The organism is Pseudomonas sp. NPDC087690, from assembly GCF_044743175.1.
In the GTDB taxonomy this organism is placed as follows: domain Bacteria; phylum Pseudomonadota; class Gammaproteobacteria; order Pseudomonadales; family Pseudomonadaceae; genus Aquipseudomonas.
Genome location: NZ_JBIUVX010000010.1, coordinates 26,450 through 46,314 on the forward strand (window position 1 = coordinate 26,450; position 19,865 = coordinate 46,314).

Here is a 19,865-nt window from a genome sequence, read left to right on the forward strand (position 1 = left end):
ACACCAAGGAACCCCCTATGTCCAAGACCCAGTTGTTCGACCTCGACGGCAAAATCGCTTTCGTTTCCGGCGCCAGCCGTGGCATCGGTGAAGCCATCGCCAAACTGCTGGCCCAGCAAGGCGCCCACGTGATCGTTTCGAGCCGCAAACTCGATGGCTGCCAGCACGTTGCCGACGCGATCGTCGCTGCTGGCGGCAAAGCCACAGCCGTGGCTTGCCACATCGGTGAAATGGAGCAGATTGCCCAAGTATTCGCCGGGATCAAGGAACAGTTCGGCCGCCTCGACATTCTGGTCAACAACGCCGCGACCAACCCACAGTTCTGCAACGTGCTGGATACTGACCTGAGCGCGTTCCAGAAGACCGTTGACGTAAACATTCGCGGCTACTTCTTCATGTCGGTCGAAGCCGGCAAGCTGATGCGCGAAAACGGTGGCGGCAGCATCATCAACGTCGCGTCGATCAACGGCATTTCGCCGGGGATTTTCCAGGGCATCTACTCGGTGACCAAAGCGGCGGTAATCAACATGACCAAAGTTTTCGCCAAGGAATGCGCGCAGTTCGGCATCCGTTGCAATGCCCTGTTGCCGGGCCTGACCGACACCAAATTCGCCTCGGCACTGGTAAAGAACGATGCGATCCTCAAGCAGGCGCTGACGCAGATCCCGCTCAAGCGCGTGGCCGATCCGAGTGAAATGGCTGGCGCCGTGTTGTATCTGGCCAGTGATGCATCGAGCTACACCACCGGCGTAGCGCTGAACGTGGACGGCGGTTTCCTCTCCTGACCTCCTGCCACCCCATGTGCTGATCGCGGATCACGACTGACCCATGCAGGAGCTGCCGACGGCTGCGATCTTTTGATTTTGTTGTTAGAGACAAGATCAAGGGTTGCAGCCTTCGGCAGCCCCTGCACGGCCTGAATATTTATTCTGACATTTGCATTAACGGAATTTTTATTCCATAAATAGCCTTCCTGAAAATAAAAATCCAAAGGAAGACGGCTATGCGCGAACTCGGTATCGGTCTCATCGGCACAGGTTTCATGGGGCGTGCCCATGCCTTGGCGTTTCGCAATGTCAGTGCAGTGTTCGAACTGCCGTTCAGACTCACCCTCGCCGCCCTCGCCGACGCCGACCCGCAGCGTGCCCGCCACTGTGCCGAAGCCTGGGGTTTTGCCGGCCATCATAGCGACTGGCAACAATTGATCGATGATCCCAAGGTCAATCTGGTCGCCATCACTACCCCTAATCACCTGCACTACCCGATGGCCATGGCCGCCCTGGCTGCCGGCAAAGCGGTGTACTGCGAAAAACCCCTGGCGGTGAATCTCGAACAAGCCAGCGCGATGTGCCAGGCCGCCAGAGACGCCGGCGTAGTCACCCGGGTCGGCTACAACTATCAGCACAATCCGATGATCACCCTGGCGCACGACTTGATACGCGACGGCGAACTCGGCGAGATCATCAGCTTTCAGGGCGAGTTCAGCGAAGACTTCATGGCCAACCCCGACTCGCCGTGGTCATGGCGCTGCGACCCGGACCATGCTGGCGGCGCATTGGCCGATCTCGGCAGTCACCTGCTGGCAATGGCGCGCTATCTGCTGGGTGACATCGAAGCCGTCTGCGCCGACACCCAGACCGTGCATACCCAACGCCCGGCCGGGACCACGCAAAAACCGATCAACGTCGACGATCAGGTACATGCCTTGCTGCGTTTCGCCAACGGCGCACGCGGCACGTTCAGCAGCAGTTGGCTCAAACATGGCTACAAGAATCACCTGAGTTTTGAAATCAGCGGCACGCGCGGCACCCTGACGTTCGATCAGGAGCGTTTGAACGAACTGCGTCTGTTCCGCGCCGGACAAGACGGCTTCCAGCGCCTGCTTGCCGGTCCTGACCTGCCGGGCTACGCCGCCTTCAGCCCGGCCCCGGGCCACCAACTGGGCTACAACGAACTGAAGACGCTAGAGGTACATGACCTATTGATGGCACTGGCCGGCTCCCATCAGGGTGGCACCGACTTCGAACAGGCCTGGGCGGTCGAGCGTCTGGCCACGGCAATTCGCCTCGCCGCACACGAGCGGCGTTGGGTCTGGCTCGAAGAAGTTTAAGCTTCAGGCACCCATGACTTTCGGCAACTGCCAGCCAAAATGCACTGACAACAGGCGCAGCAGCAAACACGCTGCGCCTGCCAGCAACGCCGCAATGGCCCCCGCCACAGCAAACACTGCCGTGCCGAGCAGATCGGCGATCAGCACGATCCGCTCAACCCGGGACTTTTGCCCCGCCGACGTTACTGAGTGACGCAACGGGTGGTGGTGATGTGTCGAGTCACTTGCCCGTCGACGTACATGTCGCCGGCGACCTCAGTATTTTCGAGAACCTGGCAAGTACGTTCCGGCGGTGGAGGTGGCGTGACGGGTGGCGGTGGCGGCGGACTGGCACAGCCTGCCAGCAGCACGGCAAAAAAAGCCAACGGCAACACGCGATTCCCAGGATTGTTCATAGGACGACCCGCGGTAAATTGAAGACCTACTTGCGCGCCCCGACCGGCCACGCAAGACCTGACCACTCATTCTTTATAGCCGAGGTCACCGCAAGCGCCAGTAAAGACGCCTGATCAGCCTGCCAGGGCTGTCGATTTTACGCACGCCGCTGATTTCACGGGCAGCGCGTACACGGGTTATGCCAGGTCGGGGTCCCGTGAGGAGCGCAGGGAGTTGCTTTCGAGCTCGTAGCGTAATTCGTCGATCAACGCCTCCACCGACTCCGGCGTGCGCAGCGCATCGAGTTTCAGCCCACTGATCACCAGATCCACCTGCCCCGACACTGGGTGATATAACTTCACGGTCAGCGAATGATCACCATCCACCAGACATTCACATGCCAGCGGCGAAAAACTGCGCTCAAGCTGTGCGCGTAACTGCGCAAGATTCATCATTACGGCGGTTCCTTTAGCAACTTCGAAGGGACGCGACCACAAACCTCAAAAGGCTCGCGCCGCACCCCAACAGACTAAGAACAGCCACCCGACACCAACACCTCAAATTGCACCAGATCAACTAGTGCATTTGCACCCTATCGCTGCCCCTTGCCACCCGGCTCCCCAGAAAACAAACCACGCTCCCGCGCCCAGACAATCGCCTCACTGCGGCTATGCACATCCAGCTTGGAATACACCGTGGCCACATGATTACGCACGGTATTCGGCGCCAGTTTCAGCCGCGCCGCGATCTCCTTGTCCGCCAGCCCTTCACAGATCAACCCCAGCACATCGCGCTCACGCGCCGTCAGATCGGTGAACGACACGCTTGGCAGTTGCGGCGAATTGACCTTCTTCACATTGGCCAGCTTCTCGATCAGCGTACGACTGAACCAGGAAGCATCCTTCATCACCTCTTCAATCGCCGCCACCAGTTCAAGCTCGGTGCGTTTGCGCTCGGTGATGTCCATCAACACCAGCAAATAACACGGTGTGTCCTGAATATTCACGGTATCGGCCGACAGCGCACACTCAAGCAGTTCCGAATCCTTCTTGCGCACCCGCACATCCACCCGATCCACTCGACCGTTTTTCGCCAGAGCGGTCAGCAAACGCGTGCGCGCACCGCTGTCATCGATGAAATCCAGCTGCGTCACGGTTTTGCCGAGCACGTCTTCGCTGTCGTAGGCCAGAGTTTCGAGAAAGGCCTGATTGACGTCGATCACCTGCTGCTCATCGGCACTGCAAATCAGGATCGGCACCGGCGTCAGGCGAAAGGCCTTGGCAAAACGCTCCTCGCTCTGACGCAGCGCCACCTCGGCCTTGTGCCTCGGCTCCATGTCGACGAAGGAAAACAGCATGCAATCCTCATCGTTGAGCGTCAGCGGCTGGCCGGCCACGATCACTTGCTTGCTGCCGCCATCAGGCAGGCGCAATTCGGACTGCATCTGCGGAATGGTCGCGATATCGCGCAGACGCTGAATCGCCAGATCCTTTTTCTCGGCCTGTTCGAAGATGTCGATCTCATAGGCCGAGGTGCCGATCACTTGTTCGCGGGTATAGCCGGTCATTTCGAGAAAGCCGAGATTGACCTTGATGTAGCGCAGGTCGCTGAGACGGCAAATCACCGCCGGCGCCGGGTTGGCGTTGAAAGTCTTTTCGAAGCGTTGCTCAGCGTTGGCCCAGTCGGTGACGTCGCTCATGATCAGCACCAGCGATTCGGGCTGCCCTTCGCGATCGGTGAGGATCATGCTGCGCACACTGTGCACCCAGATACGTTCCGGATCATCGGTCGGCGACACTTCGATCAGTACGTCATTGAAACTCTCACAGCGCGCTACCCGGCTGATCGGGTAGTTTTCGGCGGTGATCGAGTGATTATTGCGATAGCGCAAGTTGAATTTCTTGGCGTATTCGTCGGCATTGTGGCCCAGATCGGTGATCCGGCCGACACCGTGCATGGACAGCGCGGCTTCGTTGGCCCAGAGAATGCTCTGATCCAGCTCCAGCAGAATCACCCCGTCGGACAGCCCGGCGATGATCTGCTGCAACTGGCGGCGGTTGGTTTCGGTGGTCAGGACTTCCTGGCTCATTGGATCTCCACAAGTGATACGCCCATGTGAAGAGTACGACCGCAGCGCCCTCTGATCGTGCCGAGCATAAATGTTCGCAACGGCACAAATCCCTTTGTAGGAGTGAGCCTGCTCGCGATAGCGGTGTGTCAGCCAGCAGAGCCGTTGAATGACACATCGCTATCGCGAGCAGGCTCACTCCTACAAGGGATTGGATTTCAGTTCGAATTTTGCGTCTTGAGTTCCCGTAGCGTGTCAAGAAACAGCTTGAGCACTGGCGAAGCATCGTCGGCGCGATAAGTGGCATACAACGGCACCTCCGGCAACGCCGGCGTCAGCCGCCGAAAAACCAGCCCCGCCGGCGCCAATTGCTCGATGGACGCCGGCAACAGCGCCACGCCAAACCCGGCGCGCACCAGGCTGAGCAAGGTCTGTACCTCGATCACCTGCTGACGGATCTGCGGCGTGAACCCGGCCTGAATGCAGCACTGATAGAGAAAATTGGCGAACCGCGACTGCTTCAATTCCAGCGCCACAAACGGCTCCTGCGCCAGATCCGCCGGGGCCAGCACCTCGCGCTGCGCCAGCGGATGGTCCGTCGGCATCACCACATGAATTGGCTCGTAGATCAGCAACTCATTGCGTAACAACGGGTCGTCATAGCCGACGCGAAACACGCAGGCATCGATACGTTTCTCCTTCAACGCCTTGACCTGCGCTGCCGGGGTCATCTCATGCAAGCGCCAGTTGACCTGCGGATAGCGCTCTCGAAACAGGTGCAAGGCCTTGGGCAGCACGCCGACCATCACCGAACTGATCATGCCGATTTCCAGCTCGCCCAATTGCCCGCGCCCGGTCTGTCGCGTCAGGTCCAGCGCCCGTTCGAGCTGTTCGAACACCAGCGGCGCCTGCTCCTTGAGCATCTGCCCCGCTGCGGTCAGTTCAACCCGATGATGGCTGCGCTCGAACAGCGGCGTGCCGAGTTCTTCCTCCAGCAAACGAATCTGCTGGCTCAGCGGTGGCTGGCAGATGTGCAGGCGTTCGGCGGCTCGACCGAAGTGCAGCTCATCGGCCAACGCCATGAAGTAGCGGAGCAGACGCAAGTCCATGGCGGCTTACCCCAGACTCAGCGGTGTCGAACGCTGGCGCACGCCGGTCAGCGCGAACAACGCATTGGCGATGGCCGGCACCACCGAAGGGCTGCCCAATTCGCCGACACCACCGGGTTTGCTCGGCTCACCGTCGAGCACGAGGATGTCGGTGGCCGGCATGTCGGACATGCGCGTGACGCGATAGTCGTGGAAATTGCTCTGCACCACCCGGCCCTGCTTGATATCGAGCCGATCGAACAACGCGTGGCCGAAACCCCACATCAAACCGCCGTAGATCTGCTCTTCAACGCCGCCGGGCGACACCGCCAAACCGCAATCGACCACGCAGGTGAGCTTCTCGACTTTCGGCTTGCCGTCAACCGTCGCCACGCGCGCGACCACCGCGATGAAACTGGTGTAGCCCTGATTGGTCGCGATCCCCAGCGCTGTGCCCGGCGGCAATGGTTTACCCCAACCGGCACGTTCGGCGGCTTGTTTGAGTACCGCCACATGGCGGGGTCTTTCCTGCATGTTGGCCAGCCTGAACGCCAATGGATCTGCACCGGCCGCATGCGCCAGCTCATCCATGAAGCTCTCGACGGCAAACACGTTGGGGATAAAGCTCACCGAACGATACCAACCGCTTGGCACGTTGCTTTCGTGCTTGACCCAATTCAGCTGCAGATGCGGCGGGCGATAGGCGAAGTCCCACGCGGTGATCGCTTCGGTGGTGCTGTAATCCATCTTGTCTGGACGTTCGAAGTACCCCGGCTCCCACTGCTCCGGCGAGGCCGGCGACACCGCGTGCAGTTGCAGCGCGCTGAGTTTGCCTTGGGCGTCGAGCGCGCCTTTGACCCGATGCAGCGTCGCCGGATGATAGAACAGCGCGTGCATTTCATCTTCACGGCTGTTGAGCAGTTTCACCGGCACGCCGGTTTTCTGCGCCAGATACGCGACTTCAAACAACCAGTATTTGGCCTCCCGCGCACCGAAACTGCCGCCGGAGACCAACTCATGAATGGTCACGTTGGCCTTGTCGATCCCGCACACGGTTTGCGCCGCTTCCAGCGCCGAGGACGGCACCTGCACGCCGCCCCAATAAGTGATCGCCTTGTCCTTGACCTGCGCGGTGATGCAGATCGGTTCCAGCGGGTTTTGCACCTTGTAGGGCATGGTGTAATCGGCTTCGATCAGCTGCGCCGCGCCCGCCCATTGCCCGGCGACATCACCTTGGGTCATGGCTTTGACGGTTTGTGCTTGCGGATCGCCGATGGCCTTGGCTTGAGCGCTGAATAGCTGCTCGCTGTCGAACCCGGCCAGCGGCGAGTCACTCCACTGGATCTCCAGCGCTTTGCGGCCCTGCTGCGCGGCCCAGAACGTGTCCGCCAGTACCGCGACGCCTTCCAGATTGCCGCCGAGCACATCGGGGCGGCCCGGAATCGCCAGCACTTTACGCACGCCCGGCACTTGCAGGGCCGCCGCCGAATCGACGCTGACAACCTTCGCCCCGACCACCGGCGCACGCAGGATCACCGCCACCAGCATGCCCGGCAATTGCACGTCGATGCTGTACTTGAAACGCCCGCACACCTTGGCCGCCGCATCACGTTTGTGGCGCAGCTTGCCGATGTATTTGAACTGCGCCGGATCCTTCAGCGTGACGTTGGTCGGGGCGGGCAGATTCGCCGCGACGCCGACCAGTTCGGCGTAACCGAGGCTACGTTTGCTCGCCGTGTGCATCACTCGACCTTCCTCGGTGGTGCAACTGTCGGGGCTGACTTTCCACTGTTTCGCGGCAGCGGTGATCAATAGCGCCCGCGCCGTGGCGCCGGCCATGCGCAGGCGATCGTATTCCAGAGAAACGCTGGTGCTGCCGCCGGTGGAGAAGACTTTCCAGACCGGATGAATGTAGGTTTCGAAGAACGGATCTTCCGGGGTGATCACCTGCACGGTCAGCGGGTTGACATCCAGCTCTTCCGCCACGCACGCGGCCAATGCCGTTTGCGTGCCAGTGCCGGAATCGTGCTTGTGCACCACCAGTTTCACCGTGCCGTCGGGAAAGATCCGCACCCAGGCATTCGGTTCGAACTCGCTGGCCGGAGCCGGGGCTTTCGGGTCAGTCGCCGCTATTGCGCTCGGCAGATACAGGGCAATTGCCAAACCTGAAGCGATGGTCGCCGCTTGCTTGAGAAAAACCCGCCGCGGCAGTTCAATGCGGCTGTCGTCAATGGGGCTCATCACGCCTCCTTCGGCGCATTCGCCGCACGTTTGATCGCTTTGTTGATACGTCCGTAAGTGCCGCAGCGGCAGATATTTCCGGACATCGCATTGCGGATCGAATCGTCGGTCACCGCCGCACCGGTGTTGAGCAGCGCGGCGGCGGACATGATCTGTCCGGATTGACAGTAGCCGCATTGCGGCACATCTTCGGCGACCCAGGCCAGTTGCAACGGATGGTTTTGCGTTGGCGACAAGCCTTCGATGGTGGTGATGCTGTGGCCCGCGACGGCGGCCGCCGGCAATTGGCAGGAACGCACCGCAACGCCGTCCAGGTGCACGGTGCAGGCACCGCACAGGCCCATGCCGCAACCGAACTTGGTGCCGGTGAGTTTCAGTTGATCACGCAGTACCCATAACAAGGGCATGGAGGAGGACGCTTCATCCAGCTCGCGTCGTTCGCCGTTAACCGTGAATGCAATCATTGTCAGGCTCCAAAAGAGCGGCCCGTCTTTGTGCGGGCCTGGTGACCGATTATTGGAACCCTGAGCAACACCCGGCCAGCGACGATTTCTGCCAACCGCTGTAAGCAGGACTAACAACATGTACAAGCGATACCCGTCGGTGCAGTCCATGAGCGCGTTTATCCACGCCGCGCGCAGCGGCAGTTTCTCCAGCGCTGCGCGCAAACTCGATCTGACCCACAGCGCGATCAGCCAGCAGATTCGTGCGCTGGAAGATTTCATCGGCCAGCCGCTGTTCGTACGTGAAGGTGGCGGCAGCAACCTGACCGATGCCGGGCAGTTGTTTGCCAGTGTCTTGTCGGACGGTCTGGCGCAGATTGATCGGGCGATCTCGTCGGTGAAAAACCGCAGCGTCGCGCAACGGTTGACGCTCGATGTCGACAGCGAACTAGCCCAGAGCTGGCTCAATCCGCGCCTGCCGCAGTTGCTCGACGGGCTGCCGGATTACGAGGTGACGCTGCTGTCGATGCCGCGCAGTGATCGCAGCACGTTCGAGCGCGTGGATCTGGCGTTGCGCTATGGCTATGGCGATTGGGACGACTGCGAGATGACGCAGATTTGTGGCGATCGGGTGCTGGCCGTGGCTTCGCCTGATCTGCTGGAACGCTATGGTTTGCAGGTGCCGTTGAGCCCGGCGCAGATTCTCCAATTACCGTTGTTGGGGTATACGCGGCGTTCATGGATTCCGTGGCTGGATGCCGCCGGCATGACCCCGAGCGAACCACCGGCGCGGGTGATTTTTGATAACGCGGCCAACCTTATCGCCGCTGCAGAAGCTGGCGTTGGCGCAGGGTTGGTGCGTGGATTACTGGCGGCTGATGCGCTGCGCAGTGGGCGCTTGGTGGCGCTGAACGAGGCGCAGATTGCCGCGCATTACAACCTTTACGCGGTGTGGCCGCCTGGGCAGGCGGAGCGTGTGGCGCCGGTGGTTGAAGCGATCAAACTGTTGGCCCTGCGGACACTTGAAATCCAGCCCTCACCCTAGCCCTCCCGAAACGTCGGACCGCCCAAAGGTAGAGGGGACTGATCGTGGGATATTGACGACTTACGCCGACTTGAGAGATCAGCTTTGAATCCATAATCGACTCGAACTTTCAGGTCGATGCATCGCGAAAAACACCTCGGTCGGCCCCCTCTCCCTCCGGGAGAGGGCTGGGGTGAGGGTAGCTCCTGATCTGCCCATATCGAACGCATATCACCACCCCGCCCAATTAATATTGTACGAACCCCTCCCCCCTTTCCAATACTCGCCCTCAGCAGCCACCCACCCGGGCCGGATGCGAACAGGCGAGGGAATGCGCGAATCCTGCGCATAGCAACGGCCGATTGCCCGGGACGTGGATGCCGAGAGCCGCAAGGCTCCCTTCCCCGCTATCAGGAGATCGACTGCAATGATCATCGATATCAGCTGCTATCCCACGGATCTCGTGGACCTCGCCTGGAGGCATGACGGTGACCCGTTCACCGGCGAGCGTCTGCTGGAGATGATGGATGGCCCGTACATGGTCAACGGCAAGCCGCGCCGTATCGACAAAGCCTTCATCCAGCCACCGCAAGGCAACACGATTTACACCTGGACCGACGGCGACCTGACCGGCCGTGAATCCATCGACGCCTACATGGCCTACACCCTGAAAATGGTCCAGACCTACCCGGACCGCTTCATCGGCTGCTTCGTCTACAACCCGCGCTGCGGTGTGGAAAACGGCGTCGAGGCAATCGAGCGCTACGTCAAGGAACACGGTTTCGGCATGGTGCAGATGCAGGCCAACATGCATGCCTACCGTCCTGACCGCGCACTCGACTGGGTGCGCCCATGTTTCGAGAAATGCGCCGAGCTGGGCATTCCGGTCAAGCTGCACACCGGCGACGGGCCTTACAGCATCCCGTCGGAATGGGTGCCGATGATCAAGGAATTCCCCAACGTCAATTTCATCATGGCCCACTTCGGCGTGCAGACCGGCGGCGTCTACGTGTTTGAACCGATGCAATGGGCGATGGAATTGCCCAACGTCTACTGCGAATCCGGCTGGTGCCTGCAATCGCGGATCGTCGAATTCGCCAAGGTTCTGCCGACGCACAAAATTCTCTTCGGCACCGACACGCCCCCGAACGAACCGGGCATGTGGTTGCGCCTGCTCGAAGTGCTCTGTCACGAGCCGCCACAAGGCTTGAACCTTGACGAGGACACCCTCGAAGACTACCTGGGCAACAACACCGCGCGGATGATCGGTCTCGAGCCAACGCCGCCACCGCGTTCCGTTTCCGAAGCAGAGGCGCAACTCAAGCGTCCCGTCACCACTCAATTGGCCAGGAGCTGAACCGATGATCATCGACACCCATCTGCACCCCACCAACCTGGTCGACGAGGCCTGGCGCCACACTGGCGAACCATTCACCGGCGAGCGCATGCTCAAGCTGATGGACGGCCCGTACATGATCAACGGCAAACCTCGCCGCATCGACATGGGTTTCATCCAGCCGCCACCGGGCAACACCGGCTATCGCGACGGCAACCGCCGCGGCCGCGAGGGCGTGCGCGACTACATGTCGTACATCGCCGAACTCTGTGTGAAGTACCCGGATCGCTTCATCGGCAACTTCAACTTCAACCCGCGCTGGGGACCGGAAAACGGTGCGGCGGAGCTGGAATTCCACATCAAGGAATACGGCTTCAAGATGCTCAAGCTGCACGCCAACATGCACGGCTATCGCCCGGATCGCGCGCTCGACTGGCTGCGTCCGGCGATGAAGGTCTGCGCCAAGTACAACATCGTCGTGCTGATCCACACCGGCGACGGCCCGTACACCATTCCGACGATGTTCTACCCGATCATCCGCGAGTTCCCGATGGTCAATTTCATCATCGGCCACTTCGGTATCCAGACCGGCGGCAACTACTCGTTCGAAGCGTTCTGGATGGCGATGGACACGCCGAACGTGTACTGCGAATCGGGCTGGTGCTTCCAGTCGCGGATCGTCGAGTTCGCCAAGGAACTGCCGCGCAACAAGATCGTGTTCGGCACCGATTCACCGCCGAATGAGCCGGGGATGTGGCTGAGGGAACTTGAGGTGTTGTGCTCACCGGCACCGCAGGGTTTGGGGATTGATGAGGATCATCTCGAGGATTACCTGGGCAATAACATCGCCCGGTTGTGCGGGATCGAACCGACACCACCCCCCAAAGATCTGGCCGAGGCCGACATTCGCCTGACCACCACTTATCTCTAGCTAACGCCAATCTCATTGTAGGAGTGAGCCTGCTCGCGATAGCGGTGTGTCATTTAGCGGTGATAGTGACTGACACACCGCTATCGCGAGCAGGCTCACTCCTACGGGGGAGCGGTGTTCAACACAGAGCACACAGCGACTTTACAGGCACGAAGATGACCCGGCGTTTCGCTCGCCCGGCAGGCCAACGGCTGGCCGCGCGAACGCCTCTCCCCCCTGCGTGCCTGCTTTTTACGAGGTGACACCATGACCCGTTCGACGCTCGGCGATTCTCAGGACTTTCACGTGTTCATCGACGCCTATCGCCGTGAGTACCCGGACGATGTGCTGACCGTCACCCAACCGATTTCCGCCGACCAGGACGTCACCGCCCTGGTCGACGCCCTCGCCGCTCAGGGCCGCGATCCGCTGCTGATCTGCGAAAACGTTGGCAACCTCGGCGTACCGGTGGCGACCAATCTGTTCGCCTCCCGCACCCGCATCGCCCGGTTGTTTGGCGTCACTCCGGCGCAACTGCACGAAACCTTCCAGACCCGCGCCAACCAGCCCATCGCACCGCGTTATGTGGAGACCGGTCCGATCCTTGATGAAGTCTTCGAAGGCGAAGCGCTGGATCTCGCGCTGCTGCCGATGCTCAAGCATTTCGACAGTGATCGCGGTCCGTACATCACCAACGCGGTCATCGTTGCCGAAGACCCGCTGACCGGCATGGCCAACATGAGCTACCACCGCTCGATGCGCCACGCCCGTCAGGCCCTCGCCACCAGCCTGCATTCACGCGGTCACCTGTGGCGGATGCTGCAGACCGCCCGCGAACGTGGCGAAGAATTGCGCGTGGCCATGGTGGTCGGTGCGCATCCGCTGTTCATGCTCGCCGCCGCTGCACGCCTGCCGTACGGCAGCGATGAACGCGCCGTCGCTGGCGGCCTGTTCGGGGCGCCGCTGGAGCTGGTGAAAACCCCGCGCTACGGCATCGGTGTACCGGCGTACGCGGAGTTTGTTTTAGAGGGCGCCATCGACCCGGCGGCCTACGCCGAAGAAGGTCCGTTCGGCGAGTTCAGCGGTTATTCCTCGGATCGCTCGACCAACAATGTGCTGCGCGTTGACACCCTGTTAAAGCGCAAAGATGCCTGGCTGGTTGACGTGATGGGCGGCCGCTACGCCGAACACCTGACCCTCGCCCGCCTGCCCCGCGAAGCCGAGATGAGCGAAAAACTCAAGGCGCGTTTCCCCGCCGTCACCGCCGTGCATTACCCGAATTCCGGCACGCATTTTCACTGCTATGTGGCGCTGGATCAGAGCCGTGACGGCGAGGCGCGGCAGATCATGCTGGCCTTGCTCGGCTGGGATCCGTATCTGAAAACCGTGATCGCGGTGGACAGCGATATCGACATCAGCGATGACAGCCAGGTGTTGTGGGCGCTGGCCACGCACTTTCAGCCGCACCTGGATATTTTCACCATTGATGGTTTGCCCGGGAGTCCGCTGGATCCATCGTCGTCGGTCAATGGCACGACGTCGCGGATGGGCCTGGATGCGACTCGCGGTTCAGGATTTGACGGGATCAAGGCGCAGCTCGATCAGGATGTACTGGAGCGCGCCCGGGTTTTGCTCAAAGGGCTTGATTCGTGAACCGGCAACGGCTGGTGGTCGGCATCAGCGGTGCGTCCGGCTTCATCTATGGCGTGCGCTTGCTGCAATTGCTCGCCGAGCTGGACATCGAAAGCCACCTGATCATCAGCCGCGCGGCGCTGCTGACCATGGCCCACGAAACCGACTACAAACTCGCCGACGTCACCGCGCTGGCCAGCCACTACCACCGCGCCGATGACGTCGCCGCCGGGATCGCCAGCGGATCGTTTCGCTGCCTCGGCATGGTGGTGGCGCCGTGTTCGATGCGCACATTGGCAGAGATTGCCACCGGCACCTCATCAGGGCTGATCGGCCGCGCCGCCGACGTCACGCTCAAGGAGCGCCGCACCCTGGTGCTGATGGCCCGCGAAACGCCGCTGACCCTCGCGCACCTGCGCAACATGACCGCCGTTACCGAGATGGGCGGGATCATCGCCCCGCCGGTACCGGCGTTCTACGCCCGCCCGGAAAGCCTCGGGCAAATGGTCGACCACAGCCTCGGCCGCGTGCTCGACCTGTTCGGCCTCGATGCCGGCGTCGCCACCCGCTGGAGAGATCAAGAACACATAGTTCCCTGTAGGAGTGAGCCTGCTCGCGATAGCGGAGTGTCAGTGAAGTAAATCTCAGTTGATACACCGCTATCGCGAGCAGGCGAAGGCCTACAGAAAAGCAGCACCACCCGAATTCAGTGTGCACCGGTTAAACAGTACAAAGGAGCCTCACCATGAACACCCCCTTCAACGCCCCAACCCGCAACACCAAAATCCCCGTGACCATCCTCACCGGTTTCCTCGGTGCCGGTAAAACCACCCTGCTCAACTACATCCTCAAGGAAAACCACGGTCGTAAAATCGCCGTGATCGAAAACGAATTCGGTGAAGTCGGCATTGACGGCGACCTCGTCCTCAGTTCCGAGACCGAAGAAATCTACGAGATGGTCAACGGCTGCGTGTGCTGCACCGCCGAGGTTCGCGAGGACTTGGTACGCATCGTCCGCGAACTGGTGGCGCGCCCGGTGCGCCTCGATCACATCCTCATCGAGACCAGCGGTCTGGCCGATCCTTACCCGGTGGCGCAGAGCTTTTTCATCAATGACCCGATTGCCGAGGAAGTGGAACTCGACGCGATCGTGACCATGGTCGACGCCAAACACATCGCCCAGCATCTGGAGGATCTGCAACTCGACGGCGTCGACAATCAGGCGGTGGATCAGATTGTTTGCGCCGACCGGATCGTCATCAACAAGGTCGATCTGGTCAGCCCTGCAGAAGTTGAAACCCTGCGCGGCAAGATCCGTGGCTTGAACGCCACGGCGGATCTGGTGACCTCGACCCATGCGCAGATCGACCTGACGAAAATCCTCGGCATCGGCGCGTTTGAATGCACGCAGAAACTGATGGAAATCGGCGCGGATCAGCACGATCACCATGATCACGACCATGAGCATCACGCTGAGCACTCTACTGAAGAGCAGGACCACCAACACGACCCAAGCGTGTCATCGGTGGGCATCGCCGTGGACGGCGCGGTCAACCTGATGGCGTTCCACCGCTGGGTCAGCGAACTGCGTTCTTCCCAGGCCGACAACCTGTACCGCATGAAAGGCGTGCTCGCGGTCGCCAACGAAGATCAGCGCTACGTGCTGCAAGGCGTGCACAGCCTGGTGGAATTTCGCGCCTCGACCGCGTGGGGCACGGAACCGCGCTCGAGCAAGATCGTGTTCATTGGTCGCGACCTGGACCGCGCGGCGCTGAACCAGGGCTTCGCCGCCTGCCTGGCAGGCTGAAACAAGGCATCGGAGCCGGTGGATGGCGGCTTCGGGCACATGTGTACGAATGACTGATGCCACAAAACCTGTAGGAGTGAGCCTGTTCGCGATAGCGGTGTGTCATTGAGCAATGATGGTGACTGATTCACCGCTATCGCGAGCAGGCTCACTCCTACAGGGGATCTGCAGCAGGCATCAGACGAATACCCCTCTCTACCGCATAAAAACAGCCAGAGGTGTTTCCCCATGTCGTCAGCCACATCCCCATCAAAAAGCGCATCCACCGTGCACCCCGTCGACCGCGTTTTGCCGGTGCGACAGATGCTCACCCTCGGCCTGCAGCACATGGCCGTCTCGTACATCGGCGCCATCGCCGTGCCGTTGATTGTCGCCAGCGCCCTGAAAATGTCCCACGCCGACACGGTGGTGCTGATCAGCACCACGCTGTTCTGCTCAGGCATCGCCACCCTTCTGCAAACCGTCGGCTTCTGGAAATTCGGCGTGCGTCTGCCGATTCTGCAAGGCGTGGCGTTCAGTAGCGTGGGACCTGTGATCGCCATCGGCAGCAACCCGGAAGTGGGATTCGCCGGGGTCTGCGGCGCGGTCATCGGCGCAGGATTGTTCACCATGCTGATGGCGCCGTTCGTCGGTCGATTGCGGCGATTTTTTCCGCCGGTGGTGACCGGTTGCATCGTCACGGTGATCGGCTTGCAGCTGTTCCCGATTGCTTATGAATGGGTCGGTGGCGGGCGCAATGCGAGCAACTTCGGCGCCCCGACGTTTCTCGGCGTCGCGGTGGTGGTGTTGCTGACGATTCTGCTGGTCAACCGCTACGGCAGCCCGTTGCTGCGCAATATGGCGGTGCTGATCGGCATGTTGATCGGTGCCGCTCTGGCCTACGGTCTGGGCATGGGCAGTTTTCACAGCGTCGAAGAAGCGCCGTGGCTGACCGTGCCCTACCCGTTCTATTTCGGGCTGCCGACTTTCAGCCTGATTCCCATCGCGACCATGGTCGTGGTGATGATCGTGCAGATGGTCGAATCGATGGGGCTGTTTGTGGCCATCGGCGATATCGTCGAAAAACCGGCGGAAGACAAACAGGTGATCAACGGCCTGCGCGCCAATGGCCTGGCCAGCACCATCGCCGGCATGTTCGCCGCATTCCCGTTTATCGCCTTCATGGAAAACGTCGGCCTGGTGATTCTTACCGGCGTGCGCAGCCGTTGGGTGGTCGCGGTCAGCGGCTTGCTGATGTGCTCGATTGCCTTGGTGCCGAAGGCCGGCGCGATCATCGCCTCGATGCCGACCGCCGCCCTCGGTGGTGCCGGTATTGCCATGTTCGGCGTGGTCGCGGCGGCGGGCATTCAAACCCTCGCCAAAGTCGATTACGAGCGCAATCGCTACAACGTGATGATCGTCGGTTTCACCCTCGCCGCCGCGCTGGTGCCGGTGCTCGCCCCCACCTTGTTCAAGCAACTTCCCGAGTGGTCGCAGCCGTTCCTGCACAGCAGCGTGGTTATCGCTTGCCTGGTGTCGGTGCTGCTCAATGCCGCGCTGAATGGCGTCAGCGTGGCGCAAACCACCGCCAGCAAATCCGCCTCGCACATCCTTTAGTTTGGAGCTGCCCATGACTCAACTTCAGAACATCCTGATCAAGAACCCGGTCGCGGTGATGACCGGCCTGCGCGGCCCTCGCGCGCGGGCCGGCGCCGTGGACATTCGCGTGGTCAACGGTCGCATCGCTGAAATGGCCGCGAACCTTGAACCACAACCCGGCGAACGGCTGATCGACGCGCGCAACAGCGTGGTCTATCCAGGCTGGATCAACACCCACCATCACCTGTTCCAGAACCTGCTCAAAGCCGTGCCCGAAGGACTGAATCAGGATCTGCAAGGCTGGCTGGCGAGCGTGCCCTACCCGCGCCTCAACCGCTTCACCCCACAACTGGCGCGGATCGCCGCACGCCTGGGCATGGTCGAGTTGCTGCTGTCCGGCGTCACCACCTGCGCCGATCACCACTACCTCTACCACGCCCACGGCAGCACCGAGACCGGCGACTTGCTGTTCGACATGGCCGATGAATTTGGCCTGCGCTTTGTGCTGTGCCGTGGCGGCGCGCTGGAGTCGGCCAGCGCGCATCCCGGCTTCTCGAAAACTGCGCTGCAACCAGAAAGCCTCGAACAAATGGTCGGCGATATCGAACGGCTGAAATCGCTGTATCACCAGAACACCCCAGACGCGATGCGCCGCGTGGTCGTCGCCCCGACCACACCGACGTTTTCCTTGCCGCCAACCCTGCTGCGCGAACTCGCCCATACCGCGCGCGGCCTCGGCCTGCGCCTGCACACGCACCTGTCGGAAACGCAGAACTACGTGAATTTCTGCCGGGAAAAATACAACTGCCTGCCGGTGGAATTCGTCGCCGAACACGAATGGCTCGGCCCCGACGTCTGGTTCGCCCACGCCGTACACCTGCAACCGGGAGAAATCCGCATGCTCGCGCAGACCGGCACCGGCGTGTCCCACTGCCCGGTGAGCAACGCCCGGCTGGGCAGCGGCGTCGCGCCGATCCCACAAATGTACGAGGCCGGCGTGCCGATCTCCCTCGGTGTCGACGGTGTCGCCTCCAACGAATCCGGAAGCATGGTCGGCGAAGCCAACACCGCATGGCTGATCCATCGCGCCGAACAAGGCGCCTCGGCGACCACTGCTGAAGACGTCATTCACTGGGGCACGGCGGGCGGCGCGCAGGTGCTGGGGCTTGGCGCCGTCGGCACGCTGGAAGTCGGGCAAGCGGCGGACCTGGTGGTCTACAGCCTCGATCATCCTCGGTTCTATGGCTTCCACGACAGCGCCGTCGCGCCTGTGGTCGCGGGCGAACCGATCACGGTGAAATACAGCCTGGTGGGCGGCCGGATCGTCGTCGACAACGGCGTGATTCCGGGCCTGGACATCGAACGCATGCGCGCCGAAGCGTGGGAAGGCGTGCAGCAATTGATGAACGTCGACGACTGATCAAAACCCACCACAAAACCCTTGTAGGAGTGAGCCTGCTCGCGATAGCGGTGTATCAGTCAGAGTTAACGTGGCTGACAGACCGCTATCGCGAGCAGGCTCACTCCTACAGGGGATCGCGGTGTATTCGCGCCTTCCGGGTTTGTCGACTAACGTTACTCCCTCATCGGACTGAGCCCCAGGGCTCTTGATCAAGGAGAGACTGATGACGTCGCGTCGCACGATCGAACAGACCTATCGCACCTGGTCCAGCCCCATTCTGCTGGAGCTGAAAAAGCGCGAACACCAAATGGCGCCGTTTGAGCGTCAGGCGTTGGAGAATGTGCTGGTGGAAAGACGGTTGCTGGATATCGGCAATCCGAATGGCAATGACCGGCGCACGAGTGCCGCAAGCAAAAACGACCGTTCCGGCTGATCGCCTCACTCACCTGAGTAAATGAATCCTGTGGGAGCTGGCTTGCCAGCGATAACGGATTTTCAGTTGATACAGAGTCGACTGATCCACCGCCATCGCTGGCAAGCCAGCTCCCACAGATTATGCCGTGTCTTCAGGCAGCACGCTGTCCGGCTGCCACCGCCGCCGACGCCGCCAGCATCGCCCGCAACAACACCGCGCACCCCGCCGCCAGATCATCCGGCGCGGCATTCTCGATTTCGTTGTGGCTGATGCCGCCTTCGCATGGCACGAATATCATCCCCGCTGGACCAAGTTCGGCGAGGAAGATTGCGTCGTGACCGGCGCCGCTGACGATGTCCATGTGCGACAGGCCCAGGCCCTTGGCCGCGCCGCGTACCGCTTCCACGCAGCCTTTTTCGAAGTACAGCGGCGGGAAGTCGGCGGTAGGTGTCAGTTCATAAGTCAGTCCATGTTCCTCACAGGTCGCTTCAATGACTTGTTTGACCTCGGCGATCATCGAATTCAGCCGCGCCGGTTCCAGATGCCGGAAGTCGAGGGTCATGCGCACTTCGCCGGGGATGACGTTGCGCGAGCCGGGATAGGCTTGCAGGCAACCGACCGTGCCGCAGGCGTGCGGTTGATGGCCGAGGGCTGCGCGGTTGACGGCGCCGACGACAACCGAGGCGCCGACCAAGGCATCTTTGCGCAGGTGCATCGGGGTTGGTCCGGCATGAGCCTCGACGCCGCGCAGCTTGAGGTCGAACCACTTCTGCCCCAGCGCGCCGAGCACCACGCCGATGGTTTTCTGCTCGTCTTCGAGGATCGGGCCTTGTTCTATGTGCGCTTCGAAGTAAGCGCCAACTTTATGTCCGCTGACCTTGCGCGAACCGGCGTAGCCGATGGCGTTCAGCGCTTCGCCGACCGTGACGCCCTCGGCATCGACCTTGGCGAGGGTTTCTTCGAGGGTGAATTTTTCAGCAAACACGCCGGAGCCCATCATGCACGGCGCAAAGCGCGAGCCTTCTTCGTTGGTCCAGACCACCACCTCCAGTGGCGCTTCGGTTTCCACCTTGAGGTCGTTGAGGGTACGCAGCACCTCGACACCGGCGAGTACACCGAAGCAGCCGTCGAACTTGCCGCCGGTGGGTTGGGTGTCGATGTGGCTGCCGGTCATCACTGGCGGCAGGTCGGGATTGCGCCCCGGGCGACGGGCGAAGATGTTGCCGACTTCATCGACCGTGACGCTGCATCCGGCGTCCTTGCACCATTGCACAAACAGGTCGCGGGCCTGGCGGTCGAGATCGGTCAGGGCCAGACGACAGACCCCGCCCTTGACCGTGGCGCCGAGTTTGGCCAGCTCCATGAGCGACGCCCATAAGCGGTCGCGGTTGATGTGCTGATGGGTCGATTGCAGAACGTCTACGGCTGCGTTCATG

General features: G+C 61.3%; 19 protein-coding genes. 11 read left to right on the top strand and 8 right to left on the bottom strand.

Features of this window, described 5'->3' with window-relative positions; all coding sequences use genetic code 11:
• Window positions 1–17: 17 nt before the first annotated feature.
• A complete protein-coding gene (locus ACIPIZ_RS13280; protein WP_253482979.1) occupies window positions 18–785 on the top strand; it encodes an SDR family oxidoreductase in 768 nt (255 codons plus the stop codon).
• Between the two features lie 218 nt (window positions 786–1,003).
• The gene (locus ACIPIZ_RS13285; protein WP_105709158.1) at window positions 1,004–2,110 is read left to right on the top strand and encodes a Gfo/Idh/MocA family protein; all 1,107 of its coding nucleotides are present in this window, start codon (window positions 1,004–1,006) and stop codon (window positions 2,108–2,110) included.
• A 3-nt stretch (window positions 2,111–2,113) separates the two neighbouring features.
• Here the strand turns inward: ACIPIZ_RS13285 and ACIPIZ_RS13290 are convergent, their stop codons facing one another.
• The 7 genes from ACIPIZ_RS13290 to ACIPIZ_RS13320 form a co-directional block, all read right to left on the bottom strand.
• The gene (locus ACIPIZ_RS13290; protein WP_177430999.1) at window positions 2,114–2,257 is read right to left on the bottom strand and encodes a hypothetical protein; all 144 of its coding nucleotides are present in this window, start codon (window positions 2,255–2,257) and stop codon (window positions 2,114–2,116) included.
• 35 nt (window positions 2,258–2,292) lie between these two features.
• A complete protein-coding gene (locus ACIPIZ_RS13295) occupies window positions 2,293–2,505 on the bottom strand; it encodes a hypothetical protein (protein ID WP_146117574.1) in 213 nt (70 codons plus the stop codon).
• A 177-nt stretch (window positions 2,506–2,682) separates the two neighbouring features.
• On the bottom strand, window positions 2,683–2,940 hold the full coding sequence (locus ACIPIZ_RS13300) for a DUF1652 domain-containing protein (protein ID WP_064390550.1): 258 nt from the start codon (window positions 2,938–2,940) through the stop codon (window positions 2,683–2,685).
• A gap of 137 nt (window positions 2,941–3,077) precedes the next feature.
• Window positions 3,078–4,574, bottom strand: a complete 1,497-nt coding sequence (locus tag ACIPIZ_RS13305) for a helix-turn-helix transcriptional regulator (RefSeq protein WP_064390551.1) — start codon at window positions 4,572–4,574, stop codon at window positions 3,078–3,080.
• A 197-nt stretch (window positions 4,575–4,771) separates the two neighbouring features.
• Window positions 4,772–5,662, bottom strand: coding sequence for a LysR substrate-binding domain-containing protein (locus ACIPIZ_RS13310; protein ID WP_064390552.1), 891 nt, complete (start codon window positions 5,660–5,662; stop codon window positions 4,772–4,774).
• A gap of 6 nt (window positions 5,663–5,668) precedes the next feature.
• Window positions 5,669–7,882 (bottom strand): molybdopterin cofactor-binding domain-containing protein, encoded by a 2,214-nt coding sequence (locus ACIPIZ_RS13315; protein WP_401165641.1) that lies wholly within the window; start codon window positions 7,880–7,882, stop codon window positions 5,669–5,671.
• A complete protein-coding gene (locus ACIPIZ_RS13320; RefSeq protein ID WP_064119992.1) occupies window positions 7,882–8,346 on the bottom strand; it encodes a (2Fe-2S)-binding protein in 465 nt (154 codons plus the stop codon). The genes ACIPIZ_RS13315 and ACIPIZ_RS13320 overlap by 1 nt, the downstream gene beginning before the upstream one ends.
• Before the next feature lie 118 nt (window positions 8,347–8,464).
• Here ACIPIZ_RS13320 and ACIPIZ_RS13325 point away from each other — a divergent pair, with 118 nt between their 5' ends.
• The 9 genes from ACIPIZ_RS13325 to ACIPIZ_RS13365 all read left to right on the top strand — a co-directional run bounded on the left by ACIPIZ_RS13325 (window position 8,465) and on the right by ACIPIZ_RS13365 (window position 18,447).
• Window positions 8,465–9,370, top strand: coding sequence for a LysR substrate-binding domain-containing protein (locus ACIPIZ_RS13325; RefSeq protein WP_401165643.1), 906 nt, complete (start codon window positions 8,465–8,467; stop codon window positions 9,368–9,370).
• A gap of 406 nt (window positions 9,371–9,776) precedes the next feature.
• A complete protein-coding gene (locus tag ACIPIZ_RS13330; RefSeq protein WP_008081962.1) occupies window positions 9,777–10,706 on the top strand; it encodes an amidohydrolase family protein in 930 nt (309 codons plus the stop codon).
• Between the two features lie 4 nt (window positions 10,707–10,710).
• A complete protein-coding gene (locus tag ACIPIZ_RS13335) occupies window positions 10,711–11,616 on the top strand; it encodes an amidohydrolase family protein (protein ID WP_064390555.1) in 906 nt (301 codons plus the stop codon).
• Window positions 11,617–11,862: 246 nt separating this feature from the next.
• The gene (locus ACIPIZ_RS13340) at window positions 11,863–13,248 is read left to right on the top strand and encodes a UbiD family decarboxylase (protein ID WP_401165646.1); all 1,386 of its coding nucleotides are present in this window, start codon (window positions 11,863–11,865) and stop codon (window positions 13,246–13,248) included.
• Window positions 13,245–13,868 (top strand): UbiX family flavin prenyltransferase, encoded by a 624-nt coding sequence (locus ACIPIZ_RS13345; RefSeq protein WP_122854554.1) that lies wholly within the window; start codon window positions 13,245–13,247, stop codon window positions 13,866–13,868. Before ACIPIZ_RS13340 ends, ACIPIZ_RS13345 begins: the two co-directional genes overlap by 4 nt.
• 104 nt (window positions 13,869–13,972) lie before the next feature.
• Window positions 13,973–15,034, top strand: coding sequence for a CobW family GTP-binding protein (locus ACIPIZ_RS13350; RefSeq protein ID WP_401165648.1), 1,062 nt, complete (start codon window positions 13,973–13,975; stop codon window positions 15,032–15,034).
• Between the two features lie 228 nt (window positions 15,035–15,262).
• Window positions 15,263–16,630, top strand: coding sequence for a nucleobase:cation symporter-2 family protein (locus tag ACIPIZ_RS13355; RefSeq protein WP_401165650.1), 1,368 nt, complete (start codon window positions 15,263–15,265; stop codon window positions 16,628–16,630).
• Between the two features lie 13 nt (window positions 16,631–16,643).
• Window positions 16,644–18,032, top strand: a complete 1,389-nt coding sequence (locus ACIPIZ_RS13360) for an amidohydrolase family protein (protein ID WP_401165652.1) — start codon at window positions 16,644–16,646, stop codon at window positions 18,030–18,032.
• A 205-nt stretch (window positions 18,033–18,237) separates the two neighbouring features.
• Complete coding sequence (locus ACIPIZ_RS13365) at window positions 18,238–18,447, top strand: hypothetical protein (RefSeq protein WP_064390561.1); 210 nt, start codon at window positions 18,238–18,240, stop codon at window positions 18,445–18,447.
• A 133-nt stretch (window positions 18,448–18,580) separates the two neighbouring features.
• Here ACIPIZ_RS13365 and ACIPIZ_RS13370 read toward each other — a convergent pair whose 3' ends face one another.
• The gene (locus ACIPIZ_RS13370) at window positions 18,581–19,864 is read right to left on the bottom strand and encodes a Zn-dependent hydrolase (protein ID WP_401165654.1); all 1,284 of its coding nucleotides are present in this window, start codon (window positions 19,862–19,864) and stop codon (window positions 18,581–18,583) included.
• Window position 19,865: the final 1 nt, after the last annotated feature.